Origin of the sequence: Streptomyces sp. NPDC046712, from assembly GCF_040645695.1 — a bacterium.
Taxonomy (GTDB): Bacteria; Actinomycetota; Actinomycetes; order Streptomycetales; family Streptomycetaceae; genus Streptomyces.
The window spans coordinates 136,022-157,241 of record NZ_JBEYYW010000009.1 but is presented as its reverse complement, the minus strand read 5'-3'; the positions used below and the strand labels follow the sequence as shown (position 1 = coordinate 157,241).

Annotated in this window: 20 protein-coding genes and 1 pseudogene; 13 read left to right on the top strand and 8 right to left on the bottom strand. The window is 72.5% G+C overall.

Annotated features, from left to right (window positions below; genetic code table 11):
• Nucleotides 1-44 precede the first annotated feature (44 nt).
• A complete protein-coding gene (locus ABZ939_RS14665) occupies nt 45-419 on the bottom strand; it encodes an SsgA family sporulation/cell division regulator (protein ID WP_361853613.1) in 375 nt (124 codons plus the stop codon).
• A gap of 133 nt (nt 420-552) precedes the next feature.
• Between ABZ939_RS14665 and ABZ939_RS14660 the strand changes: the two genes are divergently transcribed.
• The 5 genes and pseudogenes from ABZ939_RS14660 to ABZ939_RS14640 form a co-directional block, all read left to right on the top strand.
• Nucleotides 553-1,596, top strand: coding sequence for an energy-coupling factor ABC transporter permease (locus ABZ939_RS14660; protein WP_361853610.1), 1,044 nt, complete (start codon nt 553-555; stop codon nt 1,594-1,596).
• A gap of 1 nt (nt 1,597) precedes the next feature.
• On the top strand, nt 1,598-2,359 hold the full coding sequence (cbiQ, locus tag ABZ939_RS14655; protein WP_361853607.1) for a cobalt ECF transporter T component CbiQ: 762 nt from the start codon (nt 1,598-1,600) through the stop codon (nt 2,357-2,359).
• Nucleotides 2,356-3,117: an ABC transporter ATP-binding protein gene (locus ABZ939_RS14650; RefSeq protein ID WP_361853604.1), complete on the top strand. Its 762-nt coding sequence runs from the start codon at nt 2,356-2,358 to the stop codon at nt 3,115-3,117. The genes cbiQ and ABZ939_RS14650 overlap by 4 nt, the downstream gene beginning before the upstream one ends.
• 90 nt (nt 3,118-3,207) lie before the next feature.
• On the top strand, nt 3,208-4,371 hold the full coding sequence (locus tag ABZ939_RS14645; protein ID WP_361853601.1) for a serine hydrolase domain-containing protein: 1,164 nt from the start codon (nt 3,208-3,210) through the stop codon (nt 4,369-4,371).
• Between the two features lie 3 nt (nt 4,372-4,374).
• Nucleotides 4,375-4,521 (top strand): annotated as a pseudogene (locus ABZ939_RS14640) (SDR family oxidoreductase); the annotation flags it as partial.
• A 42-nt stretch (nt 4,522-4,563) separates the two neighbouring features.
• Here the strand turns inward: ABZ939_RS14640 and ABZ939_RS14635 are convergent.
• The 6 genes from ABZ939_RS14635 to ABZ939_RS14610 all read right to left on the bottom strand — a co-directional run bounded on the left by ABZ939_RS14635 (nt 4,564) and on the right by ABZ939_RS14610 (nt 10,909).
• Entirely contained in the window at nt 4,564-5,415 is an 852-nt protein-coding gene (locus ABZ939_RS14635; RefSeq protein ID WP_361853598.1) for a DMT family transporter, read from the bottom strand.
• The gene (locus ABZ939_RS14630; protein ID WP_361853595.1) at nt 5,412-5,894 is read right to left on the bottom strand and encodes a YbaK/EbsC family protein; all 483 of its coding nucleotides are present in this window, start codon (nt 5,892-5,894) and stop codon (nt 5,412-5,414) included. The genes ABZ939_RS14635 and ABZ939_RS14630 overlap by 4 nt, the downstream gene beginning before the upstream one ends.
• A 101-nt stretch (nt 5,895-5,995) precedes the next feature.
• The gene (locus tag ABZ939_RS14625) at nt 5,996-7,630 is read right to left on the bottom strand and encodes a penicillin-binding transpeptidase domain-containing protein (RefSeq protein WP_361853592.1); all 1,635 of its coding nucleotides are present in this window, start codon (nt 7,628-7,630) and stop codon (nt 5,996-5,998) included.
• A gap of 103 nt (nt 7,631-7,733) precedes the next feature.
• Complete coding sequence (locus ABZ939_RS14620; protein ID WP_361853590.1) at nt 7,734-8,486, bottom strand: hypothetical protein; 753 nt, start codon at nt 8,484-8,486, stop codon at nt 7,734-7,736.
• Nucleotides 8,487-8,568: 82 nt separating this feature from the next.
• Nucleotides 8,569-9,054, bottom strand: a complete 486-nt coding sequence (locus ABZ939_RS14615; RefSeq protein ID WP_361853587.1) for an SLATT domain-containing protein — start codon at nt 9,052-9,054, stop codon at nt 8,569-8,571.
• Between the two features lie 112 nt (nt 9,055-9,166).
• Entirely contained in the window at nt 9,167-10,909 is a 1,743-nt protein-coding gene (locus ABZ939_RS14610) for a phospholipid carrier-dependent glycosyltransferase (RefSeq protein WP_361853584.1), read from the bottom strand.
• A gap of 52 nt (nt 10,910-10,961) precedes the next feature.
• On the opposite strand from ABZ939_RS14610, the gene rsmI reads away from it, so the two are divergent.
• From rsmI to ABZ939_RS14580, 6 genes are all read left to right on the top strand, one after another.
• Nucleotides 10,962-11,849: a 16S rRNA (cytidine(1402)-2'-O)-methyltransferase gene (rsmI, locus tag ABZ939_RS14605; RefSeq protein WP_361853581.1), complete on the top strand. Its 888-nt coding sequence runs from the start codon at nt 10,962-10,964 to the stop codon at nt 11,847-11,849.
• Between the two features lie 138 nt (nt 11,850-11,987).
• On the top strand, nt 11,988-12,449 hold the full coding sequence (locus tag ABZ939_RS14600; RefSeq protein WP_361853578.1) for a hypothetical protein: 462 nt from the start codon (nt 11,988-11,990) through the stop codon (nt 12,447-12,449).
• 98 nt (nt 12,450-12,547) lie between these two features.
• Nucleotides 12,548-13,417: a TatD family hydrolase gene (locus ABZ939_RS14595; protein WP_361853575.1), complete on the top strand. Its 870-nt coding sequence runs from the start codon at nt 12,548-12,550 to the stop codon at nt 13,415-13,417.
• An 80-nt stretch (nt 13,418-13,497) separates the two neighbouring features.
• On the top strand, nt 13,498-14,754 hold the full coding sequence (locus tag ABZ939_RS14590) for a ubiquitin-like domain-containing protein (RefSeq protein ID WP_361853572.1): 1,257 nt from the start codon (nt 13,498-13,500) through the stop codon (nt 14,752-14,754).
• Between the two features lie 16 nt (nt 14,755-14,770).
• Nucleotides 14,771-15,643, top strand: coding sequence for a 16S rRNA (adenine(1518)-N(6)/adenine(1519)-N(6))-dimethyltransferase RsmA (gene rsmA, locus ABZ939_RS14585; RefSeq protein ID WP_361853569.1), 873 nt, complete (start codon nt 14,771-14,773; stop codon nt 15,641-15,643).
• Nucleotides 15,640-16,548 (top strand): 4-(cytidine 5'-diphospho)-2-C-methyl-D-erythritol kinase, encoded by a 909-nt coding sequence (locus ABZ939_RS14580; RefSeq protein ID WP_361853567.1) that lies wholly within the window; start codon nt 15,640-15,642, stop codon nt 16,546-16,548. Before rsmA ends, ABZ939_RS14580 begins: the two co-directional genes overlap by 4 nt.
• Nucleotides 16,549-16,612: 64 nt before the next feature.
• Here the strand turns inward: ABZ939_RS14580 and ABZ939_RS14575 are convergent, their stop codons facing one another.
• Nucleotides 16,613-17,629 (bottom strand): hypothetical protein, encoded by a 1,017-nt coding sequence (locus ABZ939_RS14575; RefSeq protein WP_361853564.1) that lies wholly within the window; start codon nt 17,627-17,629, stop codon nt 16,613-16,615.
• A 228-nt stretch (nt 17,630-17,857) separates the two neighbouring features.
• On the opposite strand from ABZ939_RS14575, the gene ABZ939_RS14570 reads away from it, so the two are divergent.
• Complete coding sequence (locus ABZ939_RS14570) at nt 17,858-19,180, top strand: acyltransferase (protein ID WP_361853561.1); 1,323 nt, start codon at nt 17,858-17,860, stop codon at nt 19,178-19,180.
• A 185-nt stretch (nt 19,181-19,365) separates the two neighbouring features.
• Nucleotides 19,366-21,126 carry a protein kinase gene (locus ABZ939_RS14565; protein ID WP_361853558.1) on the top strand — a complete coding sequence of 587 codons (1,761 nt, stop codon included), beginning with the start codon at nt 19,366-19,368 and terminating at the stop codon, nt 21,124-21,126.
• Nucleotides 21,127-21,220 lie beyond the last annotated feature (94 nt).

The window sequence follows — 21,220 nt, the reverse complement described above, 5'->3', positions numbered from 1 at the left end:
CGCCGGAACCTGTGGGGACGGGGAGCCGACGCGGCCCTGCGCCGTCATCGTGTCGTGGTCGACGCGGTGACGGCGTAGGTGTGTTTCAGGAACCGGAGCAGGGCCGTGGTGTCGAACTGGACGACCGCCACGCCGTCCGCCGTATGGAACTCGACCACCGTCTGTACCCGCCCGCAGGGCCAGACGCCTATGTCGCCGCGCCGGGTCGGGCCGCGCATCCCGGTCTCGAGGAGGGCCCGCGGGAACGACCACTCGATATTGCCGGGGAAGACGAAGCGCACCGTGGCGGGGGCCTCGGGGTCGTAGCGCAGGGCGACGGGGACGGGGCGGGAGAGCGGGGCGTCGGTGATGATCCGCCCCTTGGCGTGATCCTCGACGGCGTGATCCTCGACTGCATGGTCATCCGTGGTGGGGGACATCGAGCCACTCCTCACACTCGTCTCACTTATCCCCTAATGTCGCATATTTCCCGGCGCGCGCGTGGCGAGCGCATCCTTTCTGTGATCTGTGCGCTCTTGCAAGTGCTTTGCAGAAACACTCATCATTCGGGACGTGCATGTACCTGACGGATTCATCAACGCCCCCGTGTCCGCCGCCGCCGGTGTCGTCGCCGTCGGCGCACTCGCCGTCAGCCTGCGCGGTGCCCGACGCGAGCTCGACGAGAGGGCGGCGCCGCTGGCCGGGCTCGTCGCGGCCTTCATCTTCGCCGTACAGATGCTCAACTTCCCGGTCGCGGCCGGGACCAGCGGTCATCTGCTCGGCGGTGCGCTCGCCGCGATCCTCGTCGGGCCGTACACGGGCGTGCTCTGTATCGCCGTCGTCCTGCTCATGCAGGGCATCCTCTTCGCGGACGGCGGACTCACCGCGCTCGGCGTGAACATCACCGTCATGGGCGTCGTCACGGTCGTCGTCGCGTACGCGCTCTTCCGCGGTCTCGTCCTCGTGCTGCCGCGCACCCGCCGCTCGGTGACGGTCGCCTCCTTCGTCGCCGCGCTCGTCTCCGTGCCCGCCGCGGCCGCCGCCTTCACCCTCGTCTACGCCGTCGGCGGCACCACCGACGTACCGCTCGGCAAGGTGCTCACCGCGATGGTCGGCGTCCACACGCTCATCGGCATCGGCGAGGCCGCCATCACCATGCTGACCGTCGGCGCCGTCGTCGCCGTACGCCCCGACCTCGTGTACGGCGCCCGGGGCCTGAGCGCCCCGCTCAAGCTGCGGGTGAACGGTGAACTGGTCGACGCGGCTCCGGCTGCCGAGGTCACCCCTGCCGGCTCCCCGAAGAAGGTGTGGATCGGCGGCGTGGTCGCCGCCCTGGTCCTGGCCGGCTTCGTCTCCTTCTACGCCTCCGCAAGCCCGGACGGCCTGGAGAAGGTCGCCGCCGACAAGGGCATCGACAAGAACGTCGAGGAGCACGCCGCCGCCGATTCCCCGCTCGCCGACTACGGCGTCAAGGGCGTCGAGACGGCCCGGCTCTCCGGTGGCCTGGCGGGCGTGATCGGCGTGGGCGCGACCCTCGCCGTCGGCACCGGCGCCTTCTGGGTGATCCGCCGCCGCCGTGCGGCCTCGGCCACGGCCCCGACCGCGGCGCAGGTCTGACATGGGAGCGGGGCATGCCCACAAGCTGTACCGGCGGGGGGACTCGCCGGTCCACGCGCTGCCCCCGCACACCAAGCTCGCCGCCGTGCTCGCCTTCGTCGTGGTCGTGGTCTCCACGCCCCGCGAGGCGGTCTGGGCCTTCGCCCTGTACGCCGTCCTGCTCGGTGTCGTGGCGGCGCTCGCCCGCGTCCCGGCCGGGTTCCTGCTGCGGCGGCTGCTGATCGAGATCCCGTTCGTGGCCTTCGCGTTCCTGATGCCGTTCGTGGTGCCGGGCGAGCAGACGGACGTCCTCGGGATCTCCGTCTCCGTCCCCGGCCTGTGGGGCGCCTGGAACGTCCTCGCCAAGGGCACCCTCGGCGTCGCCGCCTCCGTGCTGCTCGCCTCCACCACCGAGCTGCGCGAGCTGCTCCTCGGCCTCCAGCGGCTGAAGCTCCCGCCCCTCCTCGTCCAGATCGCCTCCTTCATGATCCGGTACGGCGATGTGATCACCGACGAGATGCGCCGGATGTCCATCGCCCGCCGCTCACGCGGCTTCGAGGCGAAGGGGATCCGCCACTGGGGCGTCCTCGCCAAGTCCGCGGGCGCGCTCTTCATCCGCTCGTACGAGCGTGGTGAGCGCGTCCATCTCGCGATGGTCAGCCGGGGCTACACGGGCTCGATGCCGGTCATCGACGAGGTGACCGCCACCCGTGCCCAGTGGCTCAAGGCCGGCGCCCTGCCGCTCACCGCCCTCCTGATCTGCCTCCTCGGATGGACGTCATGACCGCTCCGACCCCTGCCTTCGTCCCCTCGCTCGACGTGCGCGGCCTCGCCTACGCCTACCCTGACGGCCACCAGGCCCTCTTCGGCGTCGACCTCACCGTCGAGCGCGGCGAGCGCGTCGCGCTGCTCGGCCCCAACGGCGCCGGCAAGACCACGCTCGTCCTCCACCTCAACGGCATCCTCACCGGCGGCGCCGGCACGGTCTCCGTCGCCGGGCTGCCCGTCGAGAAGCGGAACCTGGCCGAGATCCGGCGCCGGGTCGGCATCGTCTTCCAGGACCCGGACGACCAGCTGTTCATGCCGACCGTCCGGGAGGACGTCGCCTTCGGCCCGGCGGCGGCCGGGCTGCGCGGCGCGGAGCTGGAGGCGGTGGTGGAGAAGGCCCTCGCCCGTGTCGGCATGGCGGAGTACGCGGACCGGCCGCCGCACCACCTGTCGTTCGGGCAGCGACGGCGCGTGGCCGTGGCGACCGTCCTCGCGATGGAGCCGGAGATCCTCGTCCTGGACGAGCCCTCCTCCAACCTCGACCCGGCCTCGCGCCGTGAGCTCGCGGACGTCCTGCGGTCCCTGGACGTCACCGTCCTGATGGTCACGCACGACCTGCCGTACGCGCTGGAACTCTGCCCGCGCTCGGTGATCCTGAGCGAGGGCGTGATCGCCGGCGACGGGCCCACGGCGGACGTCCTCGCCGACGAGGAGCTGATGGCCAGGAACCGCCTGGAACTGCCGTACGGCTTCGTGCCCCGCCCGGTCGCCTGACCGTTCCCGACCCCCGGAATCGGTGGTCCCGGATCGACGTTGCACCATGGGGGCGCGACGGGTCCGTACGAGCGAGAAGGAGTGTGGGACGTGGACGTCCGGGGCACGGTGGCGGCTGGATTCGAGCCGGTCAGGGACGCGTTCCTGCGCAACTTCGAGCACCGCGGCGAGCGGGGCGCGGCGGTCGCCGTCTACCGCGACGGCGTGAAGGTCGTCGACCTGTGGGCCGGGACCCGCGATGTCGACGGCGAGGTCCCCTGGGCCATCGACACCGCCCAGGTCGTCCGCTCGGCCACCAAGGGGGTCGCGGCGGCCGTACCGCTGCTCCTGCACCAGCGCGGGCAGCTCGACCTGGACGCCCCGGTCGGCACGTACTGGCCGGAGTTCAAGGCGGCCGGCAAGGACCGGGTGAGCGTACGGCAGTTGCTCGCGCACCGGGCCGGCGTGCCGGTCCTGGACCGTCCGCTGACCCTCGCGGAGGCCCTCGACCCGGAGACCGCGCAGCGGGCGATCGCCGCCCAGGCGCCCGTCTGGGAGCCCGGCACCGCGCACGGCTACCACGCCCACACCTTCAGCTGGCTGCTCGGCGGCCTCGTCCACCGGGTCACCGGCCGCACCATCGGCCGCTGGGTCGCCGAGGAGATCGCCCGCCCGCTCGGCCTCGACCTCTGGATAGGTCTGCCGCCCGAGGAGGCCCACCGGGCCGGCCGCCTCGGCCCGGTCGAGGAGATCGAGCCGCCCGACAGCGGGGCCCTGAAGCTGCGCCCCAAGCGCTCGGTGACCGAGGCCTACCGCGACTCCGAGTCGCTCACGCGGCGCGCCTTCGGGGCGATCGACCCCAAGCCCGACGAGAACGACCCGCTGTACCGGGCGGCCGAACTGCCCGGCTCGGCCGGTGTCTCCACCGCCCGCGCGCTGGCCCGCTTCTACGCCGCCACCCTCGGCCCGGTCGACGGCGGCGCCCGCCTCTTCGCCCCGGCGACCCTGACGCTCGCCCGCACCGAGGAGTCGGCGGGCCCCGACCGCGTCCTGATGGTCGGCACCCGCTTCGGCCTCGGCCACATGCTCCACGGCCCGGCCTCCCCCCTCCTCGGCCCCACCTCCTTCGGCCACCCCGGCCGCGGCGGCTCCCTGGGCTTCGCCGACCCCGAATCGGGCATCGCCCTCGGCTACGTGACGAACGGCATGCGCAAGACGGTCACGGCCGACCCGCGCGCCCAGGCGCTGGTGCGGGCGGTGCGGTCGGTGCTGTGATCGGGCCGCGTCGGCACCCCCGAGGACGTGGCCGCCGCGGTCGCCTTCCTCGCCTCCGCGGACGCGGCCTGGATCACCGGGACGACGCTCCGGGTGGACGGCGGGCTGCTCGCTGTGAACACCCACTTCGCCGAGGTGCTGGGGGAGTAGCTCGGGCGGCCCCCGCCCCGCACGCGCAGCGGTCCCCCGGGGTCAACTCGTGTGCAGCATCAGCCCGATGCCCACCACCATCAGCCCGGCCGCGGCCACCCTCGGCCCCCCGAAGCGCTCCTTGAAGAACAGTGCACCGATGGCCGCGCCCACGATGATCGAGGATTCCCGCAGGGCCGCGATCGGGGCCAGGGCCGCCTTCGTCTGGGCCCAGAGGACCAGGGCGTAGGCGGCGGTCGACAGCGCCGCCCCGAGCAGTCCCCGGGCGGCGTGCGGCCGGAGTTGGGGGAGGAGTGCGGACCGGCGGGTCCACAGGGCGTACGCCGGGATGGCCGTGCCCTGCAGGAGCATCAGCCAGGCGATGTAGCCGAGCGGGGTGCCCGAGGCGCGGACGCCGACGCCGTCGACGACGGTGTAGCCGGCGATGGCCAGGCCCGTCGCCCCGGCCGCGAGCAGCGCCGGCCAGTCGGGGCGGCGGCCGGAGCCCCGTATTCCCCACAGGGCCAGACCCGTCAGGCCCGCGCAGGCGAACGCGACCCCGGTGAGCTGCCAGCCGTCCGGGACCTCGTCGACGAAGGCGGCCGCGAGGAATGTGACGGCCAGCGGGGCCGTACCCCGCGCGATCGGGTACATCTGGCCGAAGTCGCCGAGCGTGAACGACCGCATGAGCAGGGCCATGTAGCCCACGTGCAGAACCGCCGACGCGATCAGGTACGGCCACGCCCCGGCCGCGGGCAGCGGTACGAAGAAGGCCGCCACGGCCCCGATCAGCGCCCCGCCGCCGGCGATCAGCGTGAAGGAGAGCAGCTGGTCGCGGATCGTGTGGGCGATGGCGTTCCAACTGGCGTGTGTCACGGCGGCGATCAGCACCGCCGCCGCGACCAGGGGGGTCACTGAGTCCGCTCGCGGACGTCCACCAGCGCGCCGCCCGCGTGGGCGACGAGGGACTTCGGGTCCAGCGCGAACACCGTGTGCGGGGTGCCGGCCGCCGCCCACACCACGTCGTGGTCGAGCAGCCCCCGGTCGGCCAGGACCCGGGTCCGGGTGCGGTGCCCGAACGGCGGGACACCCCCGATCGCGTACCCCGTGGTCTCCCGTACGACCTTCGCGTCGGCCCGGGTCACGGCCTCGGCGCCCAGCTCCTCGCGCACCCGCTCCACGTCGACCCGCGAGGAGCCGTCCATCAGGACCAGGACCGGGACCCCGTCCGCCGCGAAGATCAGGGACTTGACGATCTCGGAGACCTCGCAGCCGATGGCATCGGCGGCCTGGGCGGCGGTGCGGGTCTCGTCCGGGAAGCGGCGGATCTCGACGTCGAGGCCCAGCTCCTGCAGGGCCTCGGCGAACTGGGGGTGCGCGAGCGATTCGGTCATGGCCCGCACGCTAGCGGTACGTGTACGGGCCACGCGAGCACGTTTCCCGCCGCTCGGCCTGGCCGGCGGACCATGGCCGACCCTGGTCCGCCGGACACCCGCTAGCCGGCCTTCAGCACGCTCGCGACCACCGGGCCCGCCGCGTCCCCGCCGTGCCCGCCCTCCTGCACGACGGCCGCGGCCGCCAGGTCGTCGGAGTAGCCGGCGAACCAGCTGTTGGAGGTCTCCTGACCGCCGACCTCCGCCGAACCCGTCTTCGCGCCCTTGTCCCCGCCGACCGACGCCATCGCCTTCGCGCCGGTTCCCTCGCCGGTCGCCGTGGCCCGCATCATCGCGCGCAGCTGGCGGGCCACCGAGCCGGGCAGCGAGCGCGAGGCCTCGGCGAACGTCCGGCCGTCCAGCTCCTGGGACACGAGGAACGGCTGCTTGAACGTCCCGTACTTCGCGGTGGCGGTGATCGAGGCGATGTTGAGCACGTTCATCTGCACCGTGCCCTGGCCGATGTACTGCGCCGCTGCCTCGCCGCCCTTCTCCTCGGGAATGGAGCCGTCGAAGGACGTGATGCCCGTCTTCCAGTCGAGACCGATCCCGAAGACGTCCCGGGCCTCCTTGCCGAGCGCGGAGTCGTCACCCACGTCGTCGATCTTCTTGATGAAGGCGGTGTTGCAGGACCGGGCGAAGCTCCGTGAGAAGGAGACGTCGCCGAGTGCGAAGCCTTCGAGGTTCTGGAAGGTCCGTCCGTAGTACATGGCGTTCTTGGGGCACTCGGTGGCCTGGTCGGCCTTGACGAGCCCCTTCTCCAGGAGCAGCGCCGCCGTGGCGATCTTCAGGGTCGAGCCGGGCGCCTGCTTGCCCTCGAACGCCGTGTTGAAGCCCGCCGCCGGGCTGTTGGCGACCGCCCGCACCTCGCCCGTGGACGGCTTGACCGCCACGACCGACGCCTGACCGTACTGCTTCACGGCCCGCTCGGCCGCCGCCTGGACGGTCGCGTCGATGGTCGTCTGCAGACGACCGGGCTTCCCTGGGACGTGTGTGATGAGGGTGGTGTCGGGGACGCCTTCCGTGCCGGACTGGACGACGGTCTCGATACCCGGCTCGCCGCCGACCTTCCTCCCGTACTTCTCGCGCAGCTGGTCCAGGATCGGGCCGAGCGAGGGGTACTTCTCCTTCGTCAGCTCGACGCCCTTGCGGTCGACGGCCTTGATGCCGCCGGTCTTCGCCGCGCCGGTGCGCAGGGTCGTGTTCTTGGTGAGCTTCGGGTGGATGACGGCCGGCGTCCAGTCGACCAGCGCCCGCCCGGTGGTCAGCCCGCGTACGACGGTCAGTTCCGAGGTGTACGTCCAGAGCTTCGTCTGCCCCTCGTACGTCACCGTGGCGACCACCGTGAACGGCACCTTCGCGCCGGCTGCCTTCCCCGGGGTGATCTGCGCCCCGGAGATCTTCGCGCCCTCGCGGTAGTTCAGCACGGCCGGCCCGGCCTCGACGGGGTTGTTGGTCAGTTGCGCGGCCCGGTCGGACTCACCCGCCGCCCAGGCGGCCAGGAACTCCTTGGCCGCGTTCTCGACCTCGTCCTCCGTGACGGGCCCGGACCGTTTCTCCTCGGTTCCGCCGGACCGGGTGCCGATGTCCGAGCCCCCGTTGATCCCCTGCCAGAGGTTGTAGCCCCCGTACCCGACGCCGCTCGCGACGACGACGAAGACTCCTCCGACTATCGCGACCTTCGCTCCACTGCGCATCTCAGTTGGTCCCCTCCCCAGAAGCCCCAAAAGTTTGCATAGTCAACCAGCGTCACACGCAGGTGTCGAGCAACATTGATCACACCCGACCTGTTTGGGCCGGTCAGGACGTGGGCGCGTCCGGGGTCGAACTCCGCTTCACCGCGGCCACGTTCACGTCCTCCGTCTCCGGAGCACCGAACACCTCGACGGTCACCCCGCCGGCGGTGCCGGTGACCTCCAACACCTGGTGGCCGCCCATCATGCGCAGGTCGACCCGTGCCCGGGGCGCGCCCGCCCGGTCCGGCATCCGGTGGATCCGTGCCGCCGGGTAGTCCAGGCCGGTCAGCTTCTTGTGCATCGCCTCGTAGCCGGTGGTCCCCGTGTTCTTGAACGCCTCGCCGACGCGCTGTGCGTGCTTGTCGCCGCTGCACTTCTCGGCAGGGTTCAGCGGCACTTCCTCGAGCGACGCGGGCTTGGCGGGGGACGGGGCCGACTCCGGCGGCGCGGCCGCGTCCGAAGGCAGGGGAACCGGTATGTCCCCGTCGGCGTTCGGCACACCGGGCGGCGTCTCGCCCGGCCCGTACCTCGGTGTGGGCGCACTCTCGAAACCCGGCAGATCCTCGGGCGCGGGCACGCCGTCGCCGCCCTTGTCCTTGGGGGCCTCCGGAGCGCAGTCCTGCATGACGCGGCCCAGCAACGCGAGGAACCGCATCTCCGGATCGTCGCCGCCCGGCGGAGTCGCGGCCGGAGTCGTGGCCGACACGGTGGTGCCCGCGGGGACCTGGTCGGCGGCGTTCTGCGTGCCGCAGCCGGACAGCGCCATGCAGCCGAGCGCGGCCGCCAACACGGACTTCAGCAAGGGAGTTGATCGCATGCAGGCACGATCCGGGCTGCCGGGCACCGCGCACATGAGTACCCGTACTCACCTTCACCCGGAGCCGACTCACGGCTCCGGTCTACTGGGCGCGGTTCGACGGCGCGGGCGCCCGACGATGCTCCAGCCAGTTGCGGCTCAGGTCGTCCCAGATCGCCTGGTACCGACCGAAGATCTCGTTCAGCTGATCGAACGTGAGCTGCTCGGCCGGCGTGGATGCCACGAGGTATTCGAGGTCATCGGCAAGCCGCTGGAACCGGTACTGCGCTTCCTCCATCAGAACCCACCGGGAGCGCCAGTTGAAGAACGGTTCGATGGCCCCCAGCAGCGTCACCAGCGCCACACAGGCCAGGGCGAGACCGGCCCACGCGTCGAGATTCTGCAGACCCAGGATGACGGTGGACGCGGCGGACAGTCCGAGCGTCGCCACCTTGGTGGCGGAGGCGCTCCGACCGAACCGCTTCTTCTTGCCGCGGGCGTAGCCGGTGCCCTGACCGATCTTGTCCAGCAGGAGAGTCGCCGCCTCCCTCGGGCTGAGACCGCCCCCTGGTCCACTGTCCGGCTGCACTCCGCCCCCAAAGCTCTGTCGCCGCTCGATAGCCCAACCGCGGAAGGTTATCGAACGACAATCGCCGAGAGGGCGCGACCGTCGGCCGTGCCCTCTCGGTGTTCCTGCCCCGCTAGACCCAGGTGTCGAGCCACATCCGGTTCCGCCACTGGTCCATCGGAATCGACGTGCCCGTGTAGATCGGCCAGAAGTAGATGAAATTCCAGACGATGAGGAGAACGAGAACTCCCGCCCCCACCGCCCCGAATGTGCGACGCCTTTCCGAGGAGCCCGGGGGGCCGATGATCGCGCCGATCATCATCGTCACCGCCAGGCACAGGAACGGCACGAACACCACCGCGTAGAAAAGGAAGATGGTGCGTTCCTGATAGAGCATCCACGGCAGCCAGCCCGCCGCGATGCCGCACGCGATCGCGCCCGCCCGCCAGTCCCGGCGGAAGAACCAGCGCCACAGGATGTACAGGATCGCGAAGCAGGCCGCCCACCACAGCAGCGGGGTGCCGAGCGCCAGGACCTCCTGGGCGCACTTCTCCGTCGCGTTCGCCGGACAGCCCGCCGTTCCCGGCGCCGGGGACTCGTAGAAGTACGAGACGGGGCGGCCCAGGACGATCCAGCTCCACGGGTTCGACTCGTACGTGTGCGGCGAGTTCAGGCCCACGTGGAACTTGTAGACCTCCGTCTCGTAGTGCCACAGGCTGCGCAGCCAGTCCGGCAGGAAGGCCCAGGTCCCGCCGCCGTTCACCTTGTCCTGCTCGGCCGCCCAATTGCGGAAGTACCCCTTGTCCGTGACGATCCAGCCCGTCCACGAGACCAGGTACGTGACGATCGCGACCGGCACCACCGAGACGAACGCCGGCACCAGGTCGCGCCGCAGCACCGCGGCGTACGGCCGGACCGCGCCGGCCGTGCGGCGGCCGCCCACGTCCCACAGCACCGCCATCAGACCGAACGCGGCCATGACGTACAGACCGTTCCACTTGGTCGCCGCCGCGAGCCCCAGCGACACCCCGGCCGCGAGCCGCCACGGCCGCCAGCCGAGCCGCAGGGTCTCCGCGATGTCCGCGTCCGGCCGCAGGACCCCTTCCTCGTCCTCAGGAAGGGCCCCCGCCAGCTTCCGGCGTGCCCAGTCCCGGTCGACCACCAGACAGCCGAAGGCGGCCAGCACGAAGAACATCAGCACCTGGTCGAGCAGCGCCGTCCGGCTCATCACGAAGTGCAGGCCGTCCACCGCGAGCAGCAGACCGGCCAGACACCCCAGAAACGTGGAGCGGAACAGCCGCCGCCCGATCCGGCAGAGCATCAGCACCGACAGCGTGCCGAGCAGCGCCACCATGAACCGCCAGCCGAACGGCGTGAAGTCGAAGATCTTCTCGCCCAGGCCGATGACCCACTTGCCCATCGGCGGATGGACCACATAGCCCGGTTCGGTGGGGATCAGGACCGAGTCGGGGTCGCTGAGGATCGTCTTGTCGATGTCCTTCGGCCACGCCCCCTCGTACCCCTGGTTGATCAGCGCCCAGGAGTCCTTCGCGTAGTACGTCTCATCGAATATCACCGCGTTCGGCTTGCCCAGGTTCCAGAACCGCAGCAGCCCGGCCAGCAGCGCCACGAGCAGCGGCCCGCCCCAGGCGGCGAGCCGCCAGATGCGGTCCGCGGCCCCGGCGGAGACGCCGAGCAGCGACCACAGCCGCTCCGACGGACGCGTGTACGGCGGTACGAGACGCTCGCGCAGCCCCGGCCCCGCCGCCTTTCCGGCGGGCGGTGCGTAGCCGAAGCGCCGCAGACGCTGCTGCCACGACGGGGGCTCTTCCACGACGTGCTGACCCTGCAGGGCCTCGGGTGCGGTACTGGTCACCGCGCCATCGTAGGGAACGCGCCTGTGCGAGTCGCCTGTCCGGGCTGCGAGGATGACCCATGTGACAGGAACGCTGGTACTTGCAGGGACTCCCATCGGGGACATCGCGGACGCTCCGCCGCGGCTCGCGGCCGAGCTGGAGACCGCCGACATCGTCGCGGCGGAGGACACCCGGCGGCTGCGCGGCCTGACCCGCGCCCTCGGTGTGCACACCTCGGGGCGGGTCGTCTCCTACTTCGAGGGCAACGAGTCCGCCCGTACGCCCGAGCTGGTCGAGGCGCTCGTCGGCGGCGCGCGGGTGCTGCTCGTCACCGACGCCGGCATGCCGTCCGTCTCCGACCCCGGCTACCGGCTCGTCGCGGCCGCCGTCGAACAGGACATCAAGGTCACCGCCGTCCCCGGCCCCTCCGCCGTGCTGACCGCGCTCGCCCTGTCCGGGCTGCCCGTGGACCGCTTCTGCTTCGAGGGCTTCCTGCCCCGCAAGGCCGGCGAGCGGCTCGGCCGGCTCCGTGAGGTCGAGAAGGAGCGCAGGACCCTCGTCTACTTCGAGGCCCCGCACCGCCTCGACGACACCCTCGCCGCGATGGCCGAGGTCTTCGGCGCCGAGCGCCGGGCCGCCGTCTGCCGCGAACTCACCAAGACGTACGAGGAGGTCAAGCGCGGCGGCCTCGGCGAACTGGCCGCCTGGGCCGCCGAGGGCGTACGGGGCGAGATCACCGTTGTCGTCGAGGGCGCCCCGGAGGCCGCGCCGGCCGAGCTGGACGCCGAGGAGCTGGTGCGCAGGGTGCGGGTGCGCGAGGAGGCGGGGGAGCGGCGCAAGGAGGCCATCGCGGCGGTCGCCGCCGAGGCGGGCCTACCCAAGCGCGAGGTCTTCGATGCCGTCGTCGCGGCAAAGAACGCGGCTGCGCAGGGCCCTGGAAAGGGTAAAGAGCTATCGTAAAAAGCAAAGCGAAACCCGTGCGGCGGGCCTTCCGAGGGCCTGAGAGCAAGGGAAGGTCCAAGGGCATTCCATTGTTCGACCGGCGCTGATGCGCTCCGGCCCGAAAAGGCGTCCACTGGTCGGTGGAGAGGAGCTGGCATGAGCGAGATCACCGGCACCGGCATACCCGTCGCCCACGAGGCGTACGCCTTCGCCTGCATGAGGTGCGGGTACGGCTGGGAGCAGGCGTACGACATCGAGCACCACGTCGACGCGGCCGGCCAGGAATTCATCGTCTACAAGGCCGGCGGCGAACGGGTCCCCTCGCCGCTGTCCAGCCCGACCTGCATGAACTGCGGCGGCCATGTCGTCCGCATCATGCGCGCGGGTCAGGTTTCCTCGGTCCTCGACTCGTGGGAACAGACCCATCATCCGAACGTGGCGGGGACGCCGCGTCGGCCGGTCACCCCGGCGGGTCCGATCGGCCTGGCGGGTCCGATCGGCCAGGACCTGGAGCGCGAGGAGCGCCCGGAGCGGGACGTCCCCGGTCCGGTGCACATCGAGGAGCCCCGCCGCCGGCGTCTGGCGGATCTGTTCCACCGCAAGCCCCCGGCCCCGTAGCCGAGGCTTCGCAGCCCCCGGCCTCGTGGCCGAGCCTTCACGGCCCCGGCCCGTAGGCCACCGCAAGTGAACTCATGGCCCCTCGTACGATCGGAGCCATGAGTTCCAAGGACGCCCCGCCGCCGCTGCCCGAGCCCCTCCTGGTGCCCGTGGCGGACTCCCACACCCACCTGGACATGCAGTCCGGCACCGTCGAGGAGGCCCTCACCAAGGCCGCTGCCGTCGGCGTCACCACCGTCGTCCAGGTGGGCTGTGACCTCAAGGGCTCCCAGTGGGCCGCCGAGACCGCCGCCGCGCACGAGAACGTGCACGCCGCCGTCGCCCTGCACCCCAACGAGGCTCCCCGGATCGTGCTCGGCGACCCGGACGGCTGGTCCCGCCAGGGCGCCCGCGAGGCGGGCGGGGACGCCGCGCTCGACGAGGCGCTCGCCGAGATCGACCGGCTGGCCGCCCTGCCGTACGTACGGGCCGTCGGCGAGACGGGTTTGGACTACTTCCGTACCGGCCCCGAGGGCATGGCCGCCCAGGAGCGCTCCTTCCGCGCCCACATCGAGATCGCCAAGCGGCACGGCAAGGCGCTCGTGATCCACGACCGCGAGGCCCACGCCGACGTGCTCCGCGTCCTGGAGGAGGAGGGCGCGCCGGAGCGGACCGTGTTCCACTGCTACTCCGGCGACGCCGAGATGGCCGCGATCTGCGCCAGGAACGGCTACTACATGTCCTTCGCCGGCAACATGACCTTCAAGAACGCGCAGCCGCTGCGCGACGCCCTCGCCGTCGCCCCGCTGGAGCTCGTCCTGGTCGAGACGGACGCCCCGTTCCTGACCCCGGCGCCGTATCGCGGACGGCCGAACGCCCCGTACCTGATCCCGGTCACCGTGCGCGCGATGGCGGCCGTGCGCGGGATCGCGGAGGAGGAGCTCTGCGAGGCGATCGCCGTGAACACCGCCAGCGCCTTCGACTACTGAGATCACTGATCAATAACAGTTACGGGCAGTAGTCGGGTCGCTTTGGAGAGTGACCGGGGCTCCGCTAGGGTCCGGGCCTCGTGAGCAACTCGCAGGGAAGTCACCGCGCCGCGCGGGGCGGGCGTCGGTCGGACGTCTCCGTCCATGAGCAGCCGACCCAGGCGGCCCCCCTCGTCGTCCCCGGCCAGGGCACCCGTGCCGAGGCCCGGCGCGCCGCCCGCCGCCGCAAGGCGTCCCCCGGCGCGGCCGAGGGGCTGCGGCGCATCGTCCCGCAGGCCCTCGTCGTCGCCTTCCTCGCGGGCGGCACCAGCGCCTTCGTCGCCAACGACAAGGCGATCCGGCTCTCCGTCGACGGCGTGCCGCGCACCCTGCACACCTTCGCCGACGACGTCGGCGAACTCCTCGCCGACGAGGGCCTCGCCGTCGGTTCCCACGACATCGTCGCCCCCGCCCCCGACGCGGACCTGGCCAGCGGCGACGCGGTCGTGGTCCGCTACGGCCGGCCCGTCGCCCTCACCCTCGACGGGCAGCGCCGCCAGGTGTGGACCACGGCCCGTACCGTCGACGGAGCCCTGCGCCAGCTCGGGGTCCGGGCAGAGGGCGCGTATCTCTCGGTCTCCCGCTCGGCCCCCATCTCCCGCCAGGGCCTCGCCCTGGACGTCCGCACCGAGCGGACCGTCACCCTCCTCGCCGACGGCCGCGAACGGACCCTGCGCACCAACGCCGCCACGGTCCGCGAGGCCGTCGAGGAGGCCGGGATCACCCTCTCCGGCCAGGACACCACCTCCGTACCGCCGAGCTCCTTCCCGCGCGACGGCCAGACGATCACCGTCATGCGGATCACCGGCACCAAGGAGATCCGGGAGGAGCCGATCGCGTACGCCGTCGAGAAGACGCGTGACCCCGAACTCTTCGCGGGCATGGAGGTCGTCGAACGCCAGGGGGTGCAGGGCGTGCGCCGCGTCACCTACGCCCTGCGGACCGTCAACGGCGTCCGGCAGAAGCCGAAGAAGATCGGCGAGGAGATCGTGCGGGAGCCCGTCAGCCGGAAGGTGAAGGTCGGCACCCAGCCGCTGCCCTCGTCGGTGGACGGCGCGGACGGTCTCGACTGGGGCGCGCTCGCGGCCTGCGAGTCCGGCGGCCGGGCGAACGCGGTCGACCCCTCGGGGACGTACGGCGGGCTCTACCAGTTCGACCCCGGCACCTGGCGCTCCCTCGGCGGCAGCGGAGTCGCCCAGAACGCGCCCGCCGCGGAGCAGACGTACCGGGCGAAGAAGCTCTACGTGCAGCGCGGAGCGAGTCCGTGGCCGCACTGCGGCCGAAGGCTGTACCGGTGAGCCGTAGGCTGTACCGGTGAGCACCACCACCGGCCCCGAAGGCCCCGACGCCCTCCTCGGCCCCGCCGACATCCGTGAACTGGCCGCCGCCCTCGGCGTGCGCCCCACGAAGCAGAAGGGCCAGAACTTCGTCATCGACGCCAACACGGTCCGGCGGATCGTCCGCACGGCCGGGGTGCGCCCCGACGACGTGGTCGTGGAGGTGGGCCCCGGGCTCGGCTCGCTGACCCTGGCGCTCCTGGAGGCCGCGGACCGGGTGACGGCCGTCGAGATCGACGACGTCCTGGCCGGCGCGCTGCCGTCGACGATCGCGGCCCGCCTGCCGCGGAAGAAGGACCACTTCGCGCTGGTCCACTCCGACGCGATGCACGTCGAGGAGCTGCCGGGCCCGCCGCCCACGGCGCTCGTCGCGAACCTCCCGTACAACGTGGCCGTGCCCGTGCTGCTGCACATGCTGGACCGTTTCCCGACGATCGAGCGCACCCTGGTCATGGTCCAGGCGGAGGTCGCCGACCGGCTTGCGGCGCAGCCCGGGAACAAGGTGTACGGCGTGCCGTCGGTGAAGGCGAACTGGTACGCCGAGGTGAAGCGGGCGGGCGCGATCGGCCGCAACGTCTTCTGGCCGGCGCCGAACGTCGACTCGGGTCTCGTCTCTCTCGTCCGCCGTACGGAGCCGGTGGCGACCACCGCGTCCAAGGCGGAGGTCTTCGCGGTGGTCGACGCGGCGTTCGCGCAGCGCCGCAAGACCCTGCGGGCCGCGCTCGCCGGCTGGGCGGGCTCGCCCGCGGCGGCGGAGGAGGCCCTGGTGAAGGCCGGGATCTCGCCGCAGGCGCGGGGCGAGGCGCTGACGGTGGAGGAGTTCGCGCGGATCGCGGAGGCGAAGGCGTGAGCGCCGGTACGCGTGTCGTCGTGCGGGTGCCCGCCAAGGTCAACGTGCAGCTGGCGGTCGGCGGGGCGCGCCCCGACGGCTTCCACGACCTGGCGAACGTCTTCCTCGCCGTGTCCCTGTACGACGAGGTCACGGCGGAGCCCGCCGACGAGCTGACGATCACGTGCGAGGGCCCGGACGCGGACAAGGTTCCGCTGGACCGGACGAACCTCGCCGCGCGCGCGGCGGAGCTGCTCGCCGCACGGCACGGCATCTCCCCGGACGTGCACCTCCACATCGCCAAGGACATCCCGGTCGCCGGCGGCATGGCGGGCGGCAGCGCGGACGGCGCGGGCGCGCTGCTCGCCTGCGACGCGCTGTGGGGTCTGAACTCCTCGCGCGCCGAACTCCTCGAGATCTGCGCCGAGCTCGGCAGCGACGTTCCGTTCAGCCTGGTCGGCGGGGCGGCGCTCGGCGTCGGACGCGGCGAGAAGCTGACGGAGCTGCCGGTCGGCGGTGCGTTCCACTGGGTGTTCGCCGTCGCCGACGGCGGGCTCTCGACCCCGGCGGTGTACGGCGAGTTCGACCGGCTCACCGAGGGCGTCGCCGTCCCCGAACCGGTCGCCTCCGCGGACCTCCTGGAGGCCCTGCGCACCGGCGACGCGAGCGCCCTGGCCGGCGCGCTGGCCAACGACCTCCAGCCGGCCGCCGTCTCCCTGCGCCCGTCCCTGACGGCGACGCTGGAGGCGGGCCTCGCGGCCGGCGCCCTGTCCGCCCTGGTCTCGGGCTCGGGCCCGACGACGGCCTTCCTGGTGAAGGACGCGGAGTCGGCGGAGTCGGTGGCGGCCGCCCTGATCGCCTCCGGCACCTGCCGGACGGCCCGGACGGCCACCTCTCCGGCGGCGGGCGCGACCGTCCTCACCTGACCACCGCACGTCCGTCAACGCCAGGCCGTGACCTCCACGGACTCCGGCCTGTGGGGGTCGGACGTCACTTGTGGCCCTTGCTGAGGCGGGCCAGGAGGAGGTTCGGGTCCGGGTTCACCGGGTTGAAGAAGGCCGCGCTGGTCACGTAGACCTTCTTGTGGCCGACCGCCACCGCGGTCGGGTTGTCGAGCCCGTCCTGTTCCGTCAGGACGACCTTGTGAGTGCCGTCGGGGCGCACCAGGGCGACCTGGTTGTCCATGATCAGCGCGGCGAGGACCGTGTCTCCGCGACCGGTGAAGTCGAAGTCGTCGATCCAGCTGAGCCCGGTCGCCCTGGTCTCGATCGCGCCGGCGGTCTTGTCGTGGCGGATCGGGATGCGCAGCAGGGTCTGCCGGTCGGTGTTGGACACCCACACGGCGCCGTTGTGGACCTTGAGGCCGTTGGCGCCGACGAGGCCGTCGGGGGCGGGGAGCGGCTGGAGTTCGGTCCCCGTCGCCCAGGCTGTACGCGGCCCGCCGTCCTGCGGAACGCTCCACACGGTCCCGAGCACCGAGTCGGCGACGTAGAGCGTGCCGCACTCCTCGTCGATGTCGATGGCGTTGGGGAACCCGTTGGTCGGCAGCTCCGCGATCTGTTCGGGGCCGCTGCCGTCGGGCCCGATGCGCCAGACGCCGGTCTCGCTCGTCCCGGTGGCGTAGACGACGTAGATGGTGCCGTCGTGGGCTCGCGTGACCCCCGTGGTCGCGGCCACGCCGATGACGGGGGTGTTCGGGTTCGCCACCGGGGGCAAGGTCGCGAGGATCGTGACCGTCCCCTGCTTGTCGACGCGGGCCACCTGGCGGGCGTTGGAGAAGGACACGATGGCGGAGCCGTCGGGTTCGAGGACGATGTTCTCCGCGGTCTGCCCCTGGGCGAAGTCGAAGTGGGCGACGACGCGTGGGTCCGACACGGTCGGCTCTCCCCCGACCGATGGCCGGGAGGACCCCCATCTCGCTTCGCTTGCCGAGGTGGGGACTGACACGAGGACGGTGAGCGCGAGGGTGGCCGTGGCGACGGCGGCCAGGCGGGGGAGTCGGGACATGGGGGCCTCTCCTTGGGGGGGGCGGGCACGAGGCGCCGGGTGCCCGGCACCAGAAGAAAGATGACGACGCGTCAGTCCAGGTCGGTGGGAGGCATGGCCGAGGGATCGCCCGCGTGGCCGACGGCTTGGGGCCAGTTGGCACTGCCGCGTCGGGGGCGCCCGTACTCAGGTGCCGGTTGAGTATCCGCGCCCTGACGGCCCGTGGGGTGTCCGCGGGACCGTACGCGTATGGGAAACAGCGGAATCAGCGGAGTCAGCGCGCGGGAGCTCGCCGCCGCCACACCCGCGACGCGGGACCGGTACGTCGACCTGCTGCGGGTCGCCTCGCTCGGGGTCGTGGTCCTCGGCCACTGGCTGATGGCCGCGGTGACCGCCGACGGGTCCGTGGGGAATCTGCTCGCCGTCGTGCCGGAGCTCCAGGTGGTGACCTGGGTGTTCCAGGTCATGCCGGTGTTCTTCTTCGTCGGCGGCTTCTCGCACGCCCTCGCCCACCGCTCCCGTCCCCAGTACGCCGCCTTCCTGCGCGCCCGGCTCCAGCGGCTGCTGCGGCCGACGATGGTCTTCGTCGGGGTGTGGGGGGCCGTCGCGCTGGTGGTCCAACTCCTCGGCGTCGACGACGACGGGCTGACCGGGGTCGCGCTGCGGCTCGTCACCCAGCCGCTGTGGTTCATCGGCATCTACCTCGCCATGGTGGCGTTCACCCCGCCGCTCCTGAAGCTCCACGAGCGGTGGGGCTGGGGCGCCTTCGCCGCGCTCGCGGGCGGCGCGGTCGCCGTGGACGTCCTGCGGTTCGCGCTCGACGTGCCCTTCGTCGAGTTCCTGAACTTCGCCTTCGTCTGGCTCGCGATCCACCAGCTCGGCTTCCTCCGGGCCGACGGGATGATCCGCCTGCCCGGCGTCCTCGCCGCGGGCGGCCTGCTCGGCGCGGGCCTCCTCGTCGCCCTCGGGCCGTACCCGCTCTCCATGGTCGGGATGCCGGGCGAGAAGGTCTCCAACATGGCCCCGCCGACCCTGGCCCTCCTCTGCCACGGCCTCTGGCTCGTCGGCGCGGTGGAGCTGCTGCGAGGCCCCGGGGCCCGGTTCGCCGCGCGGGCGGGCGTCTGGCACAAGGTCGTCGCCGCGAACGGGATCGCGATGACCGCGTTCCTCTGGCACCTGACCGCGATGCTCGGGGTGTACGGCACGCTCCTGGCGGTCGGCGTGCGGCTCCCCGAGCCCGGGAGCGCCGCCTGGTGGGCCCAGGTCCCTCTCCGTATCGCCGCCGCGGCCGTCCTCACGACCCTGCTCGTCGCCGCCTTCCGCCGCTTCGAACGGCCCGTCGCGACGGCGCCCGCCACGGGCTCGGGCGGCCTTCTCGCCGCCCTCGGCATCACCCTGGCCCTCTTCGGCGTCCTGGGCCTGTCCATGGTCGGTTTCGGCGGCCTGCTGGAGGGTCACTCGGCGACGCTGATCGCGGTCGAGGTCACCGCCCCCGCGGCGGTGGCGATGGCCCTGGCGGGCTGGCTCCTGGTCGAACGGGCGGGTCGTGGGCGGAACGCACAAACATCCTGACTTCACATCAGATGCATTGTCAGTCACGCCTGTTGGGGCGGTATGGCGACCGGTCGAGGTGCGGCCCGCGCCGGGGCTCACCTGCGCGCCGAGGGCGGGCCGTGCGAACCCGTTCGAGCGTGTACCCCTAGGCTGGTGTGAGCCAAGCGGTGGATCTGAGCGGTGCGACGGACGGGGTGTGACAGGTGACGGGGGCGAACGGCGCGGATCTGGTCGGCGAGGTTCTGGGCGGGCGATACCGCGTGACCGCGACGATCGGTCGCGGTGGCATGGGTGTGGTCGCCCGGGCGGTGGACCAGTTGCTGAACCGCGAGGTCGCCGTCAAGGTCCTGCGGGCCTACACCGACGCCTCCCCGGCCGAACTGGCCGATCTGCGGGTCCGTATGCAGCGGGAGGCGCAGGCCGCCGCCCGTATCCGGCACAGCGGTGTGGTCACCGTGCACGACGTGGTCGAGGAGCGGGGGCTGCCGGTCATCGTCATGGAGCTGGTCGACGGGCCCTCCCTCGACGACGTGCTGACGGAGCGCGGCCCGCTGGACCCGCGCGAAGCGGCCGCGATCGGCGCCAAGCTGATGGACGCGCTCGACGCGGCGCACCGGGCCGGGGTGCTGCACCGGGACGTCAAGCCCGGCAACGTACTGCTCGAGCGTGGGGGCCGTGTCGTGCTCACCGACTTCGGCATCGCCACCATGGAGACCTCCGGCGACGACGCCATGGCCAAGCTGACCCAGAGCGGTCAGATCGTCGGCTCCCTCGACTATCTGCCGCCGGAGCGCGCGCAGGGCCAGGAACCGGGTTCCGCGTCGGACATCTGGTCGCTCGGCATGACGCTGTACGCGGCCGTGGAGGGCGCTTCGCCCTTCCGCCGTACATCGGTGTGGTCCACGCTGGCCGCGATCGTCGGCGAATCGCTGCCGGAGCCGCGGCGAGCGGGACCGCTCACGCCGGTGCTCCAGGCGCTGATGGCCAAGGACCCGCAGCACCGGCCGGACGCCGCCCAGGCGCGCGAGATGCTGGAGGCCGTCGCCGCCGGCGGGACGATGAACCTCGCGCCGGGCCCCGTACCGGCACCGACCCCGCTGCCCGTCACCCCGCCGTTCCCCGGCCCTGCCGCCGCGCCGTTCCCCCACCCCGCCCCTCAGCCGGCGGGCGCCGCCTACACGCCGACCCACCCCCACGCCGGCCTTCCGCAGCCGGGCATGCAGCCGGGCATGCAGCCGGGCATGCAGCCGGGCGTACCCGCCGGGGGCGGCAGCCGCTCCGAGACCCGTACGGCGACCGTCCGCGCGCGCCGCCGCACCCGCACCGTCGCCGCCGTGGCGGCCGCCGCCGTGCTCACCGGAGGCGGGGTCGCCTACGCCCTGATGGACACGCGGCAAGACACGGGCGGCGGCGGCTCGAACGCGGCGCGCCCCACGGCGAGCGCCCCGGCCGACGGCGACATGTCCGGTACGGGCGGCACGGCCGACGGCCCGACCTCCCCGGGGGACCTGACGTCCATGGCACCCGGCGAGACGCAGACCGGCACCCCGTCGAAGGGGACGGACGGTCGCGGGGACGAGGGCAGCGAGGCAAGCCCCACGCCGACGCCCGGCAACGGCGGTGAAACACCGACCGCGGCCCCGTCCGGCACCTCCGGGACCACGCCCAGCCCCACGGTGAAGGAGCCCGCCCCGGTGTCGACGGCCTGCACCGGCTGGGCCCACTCGAACCGCAGCGACGGCTACGGCTACCTGTCCCAGAACTCCCACCTCTACACCGGGCCGTACGCGGAGTGCGGCTGGGTGACCGCGGTCAAGGACGGCGTGAAGATCTACTACCACTGCTACGTCACCAACGCCTACGGCAACAAGTGGATCTACGCCCGCATCCAGGGCACGGAGACCGAGGGCTGGGTGTTCGCCGACAAGACCACCGGGGGGAGCGGCAGCCTCGCCCGCTGCTAGCGGGTGCCCGGGGCGGGGACGGAGCCCGGAGGAACGCCGCACGCCGTCCCACCGGCCCGGCGTCTACCCTTGGACGTCGATCCATCCCCCCGTA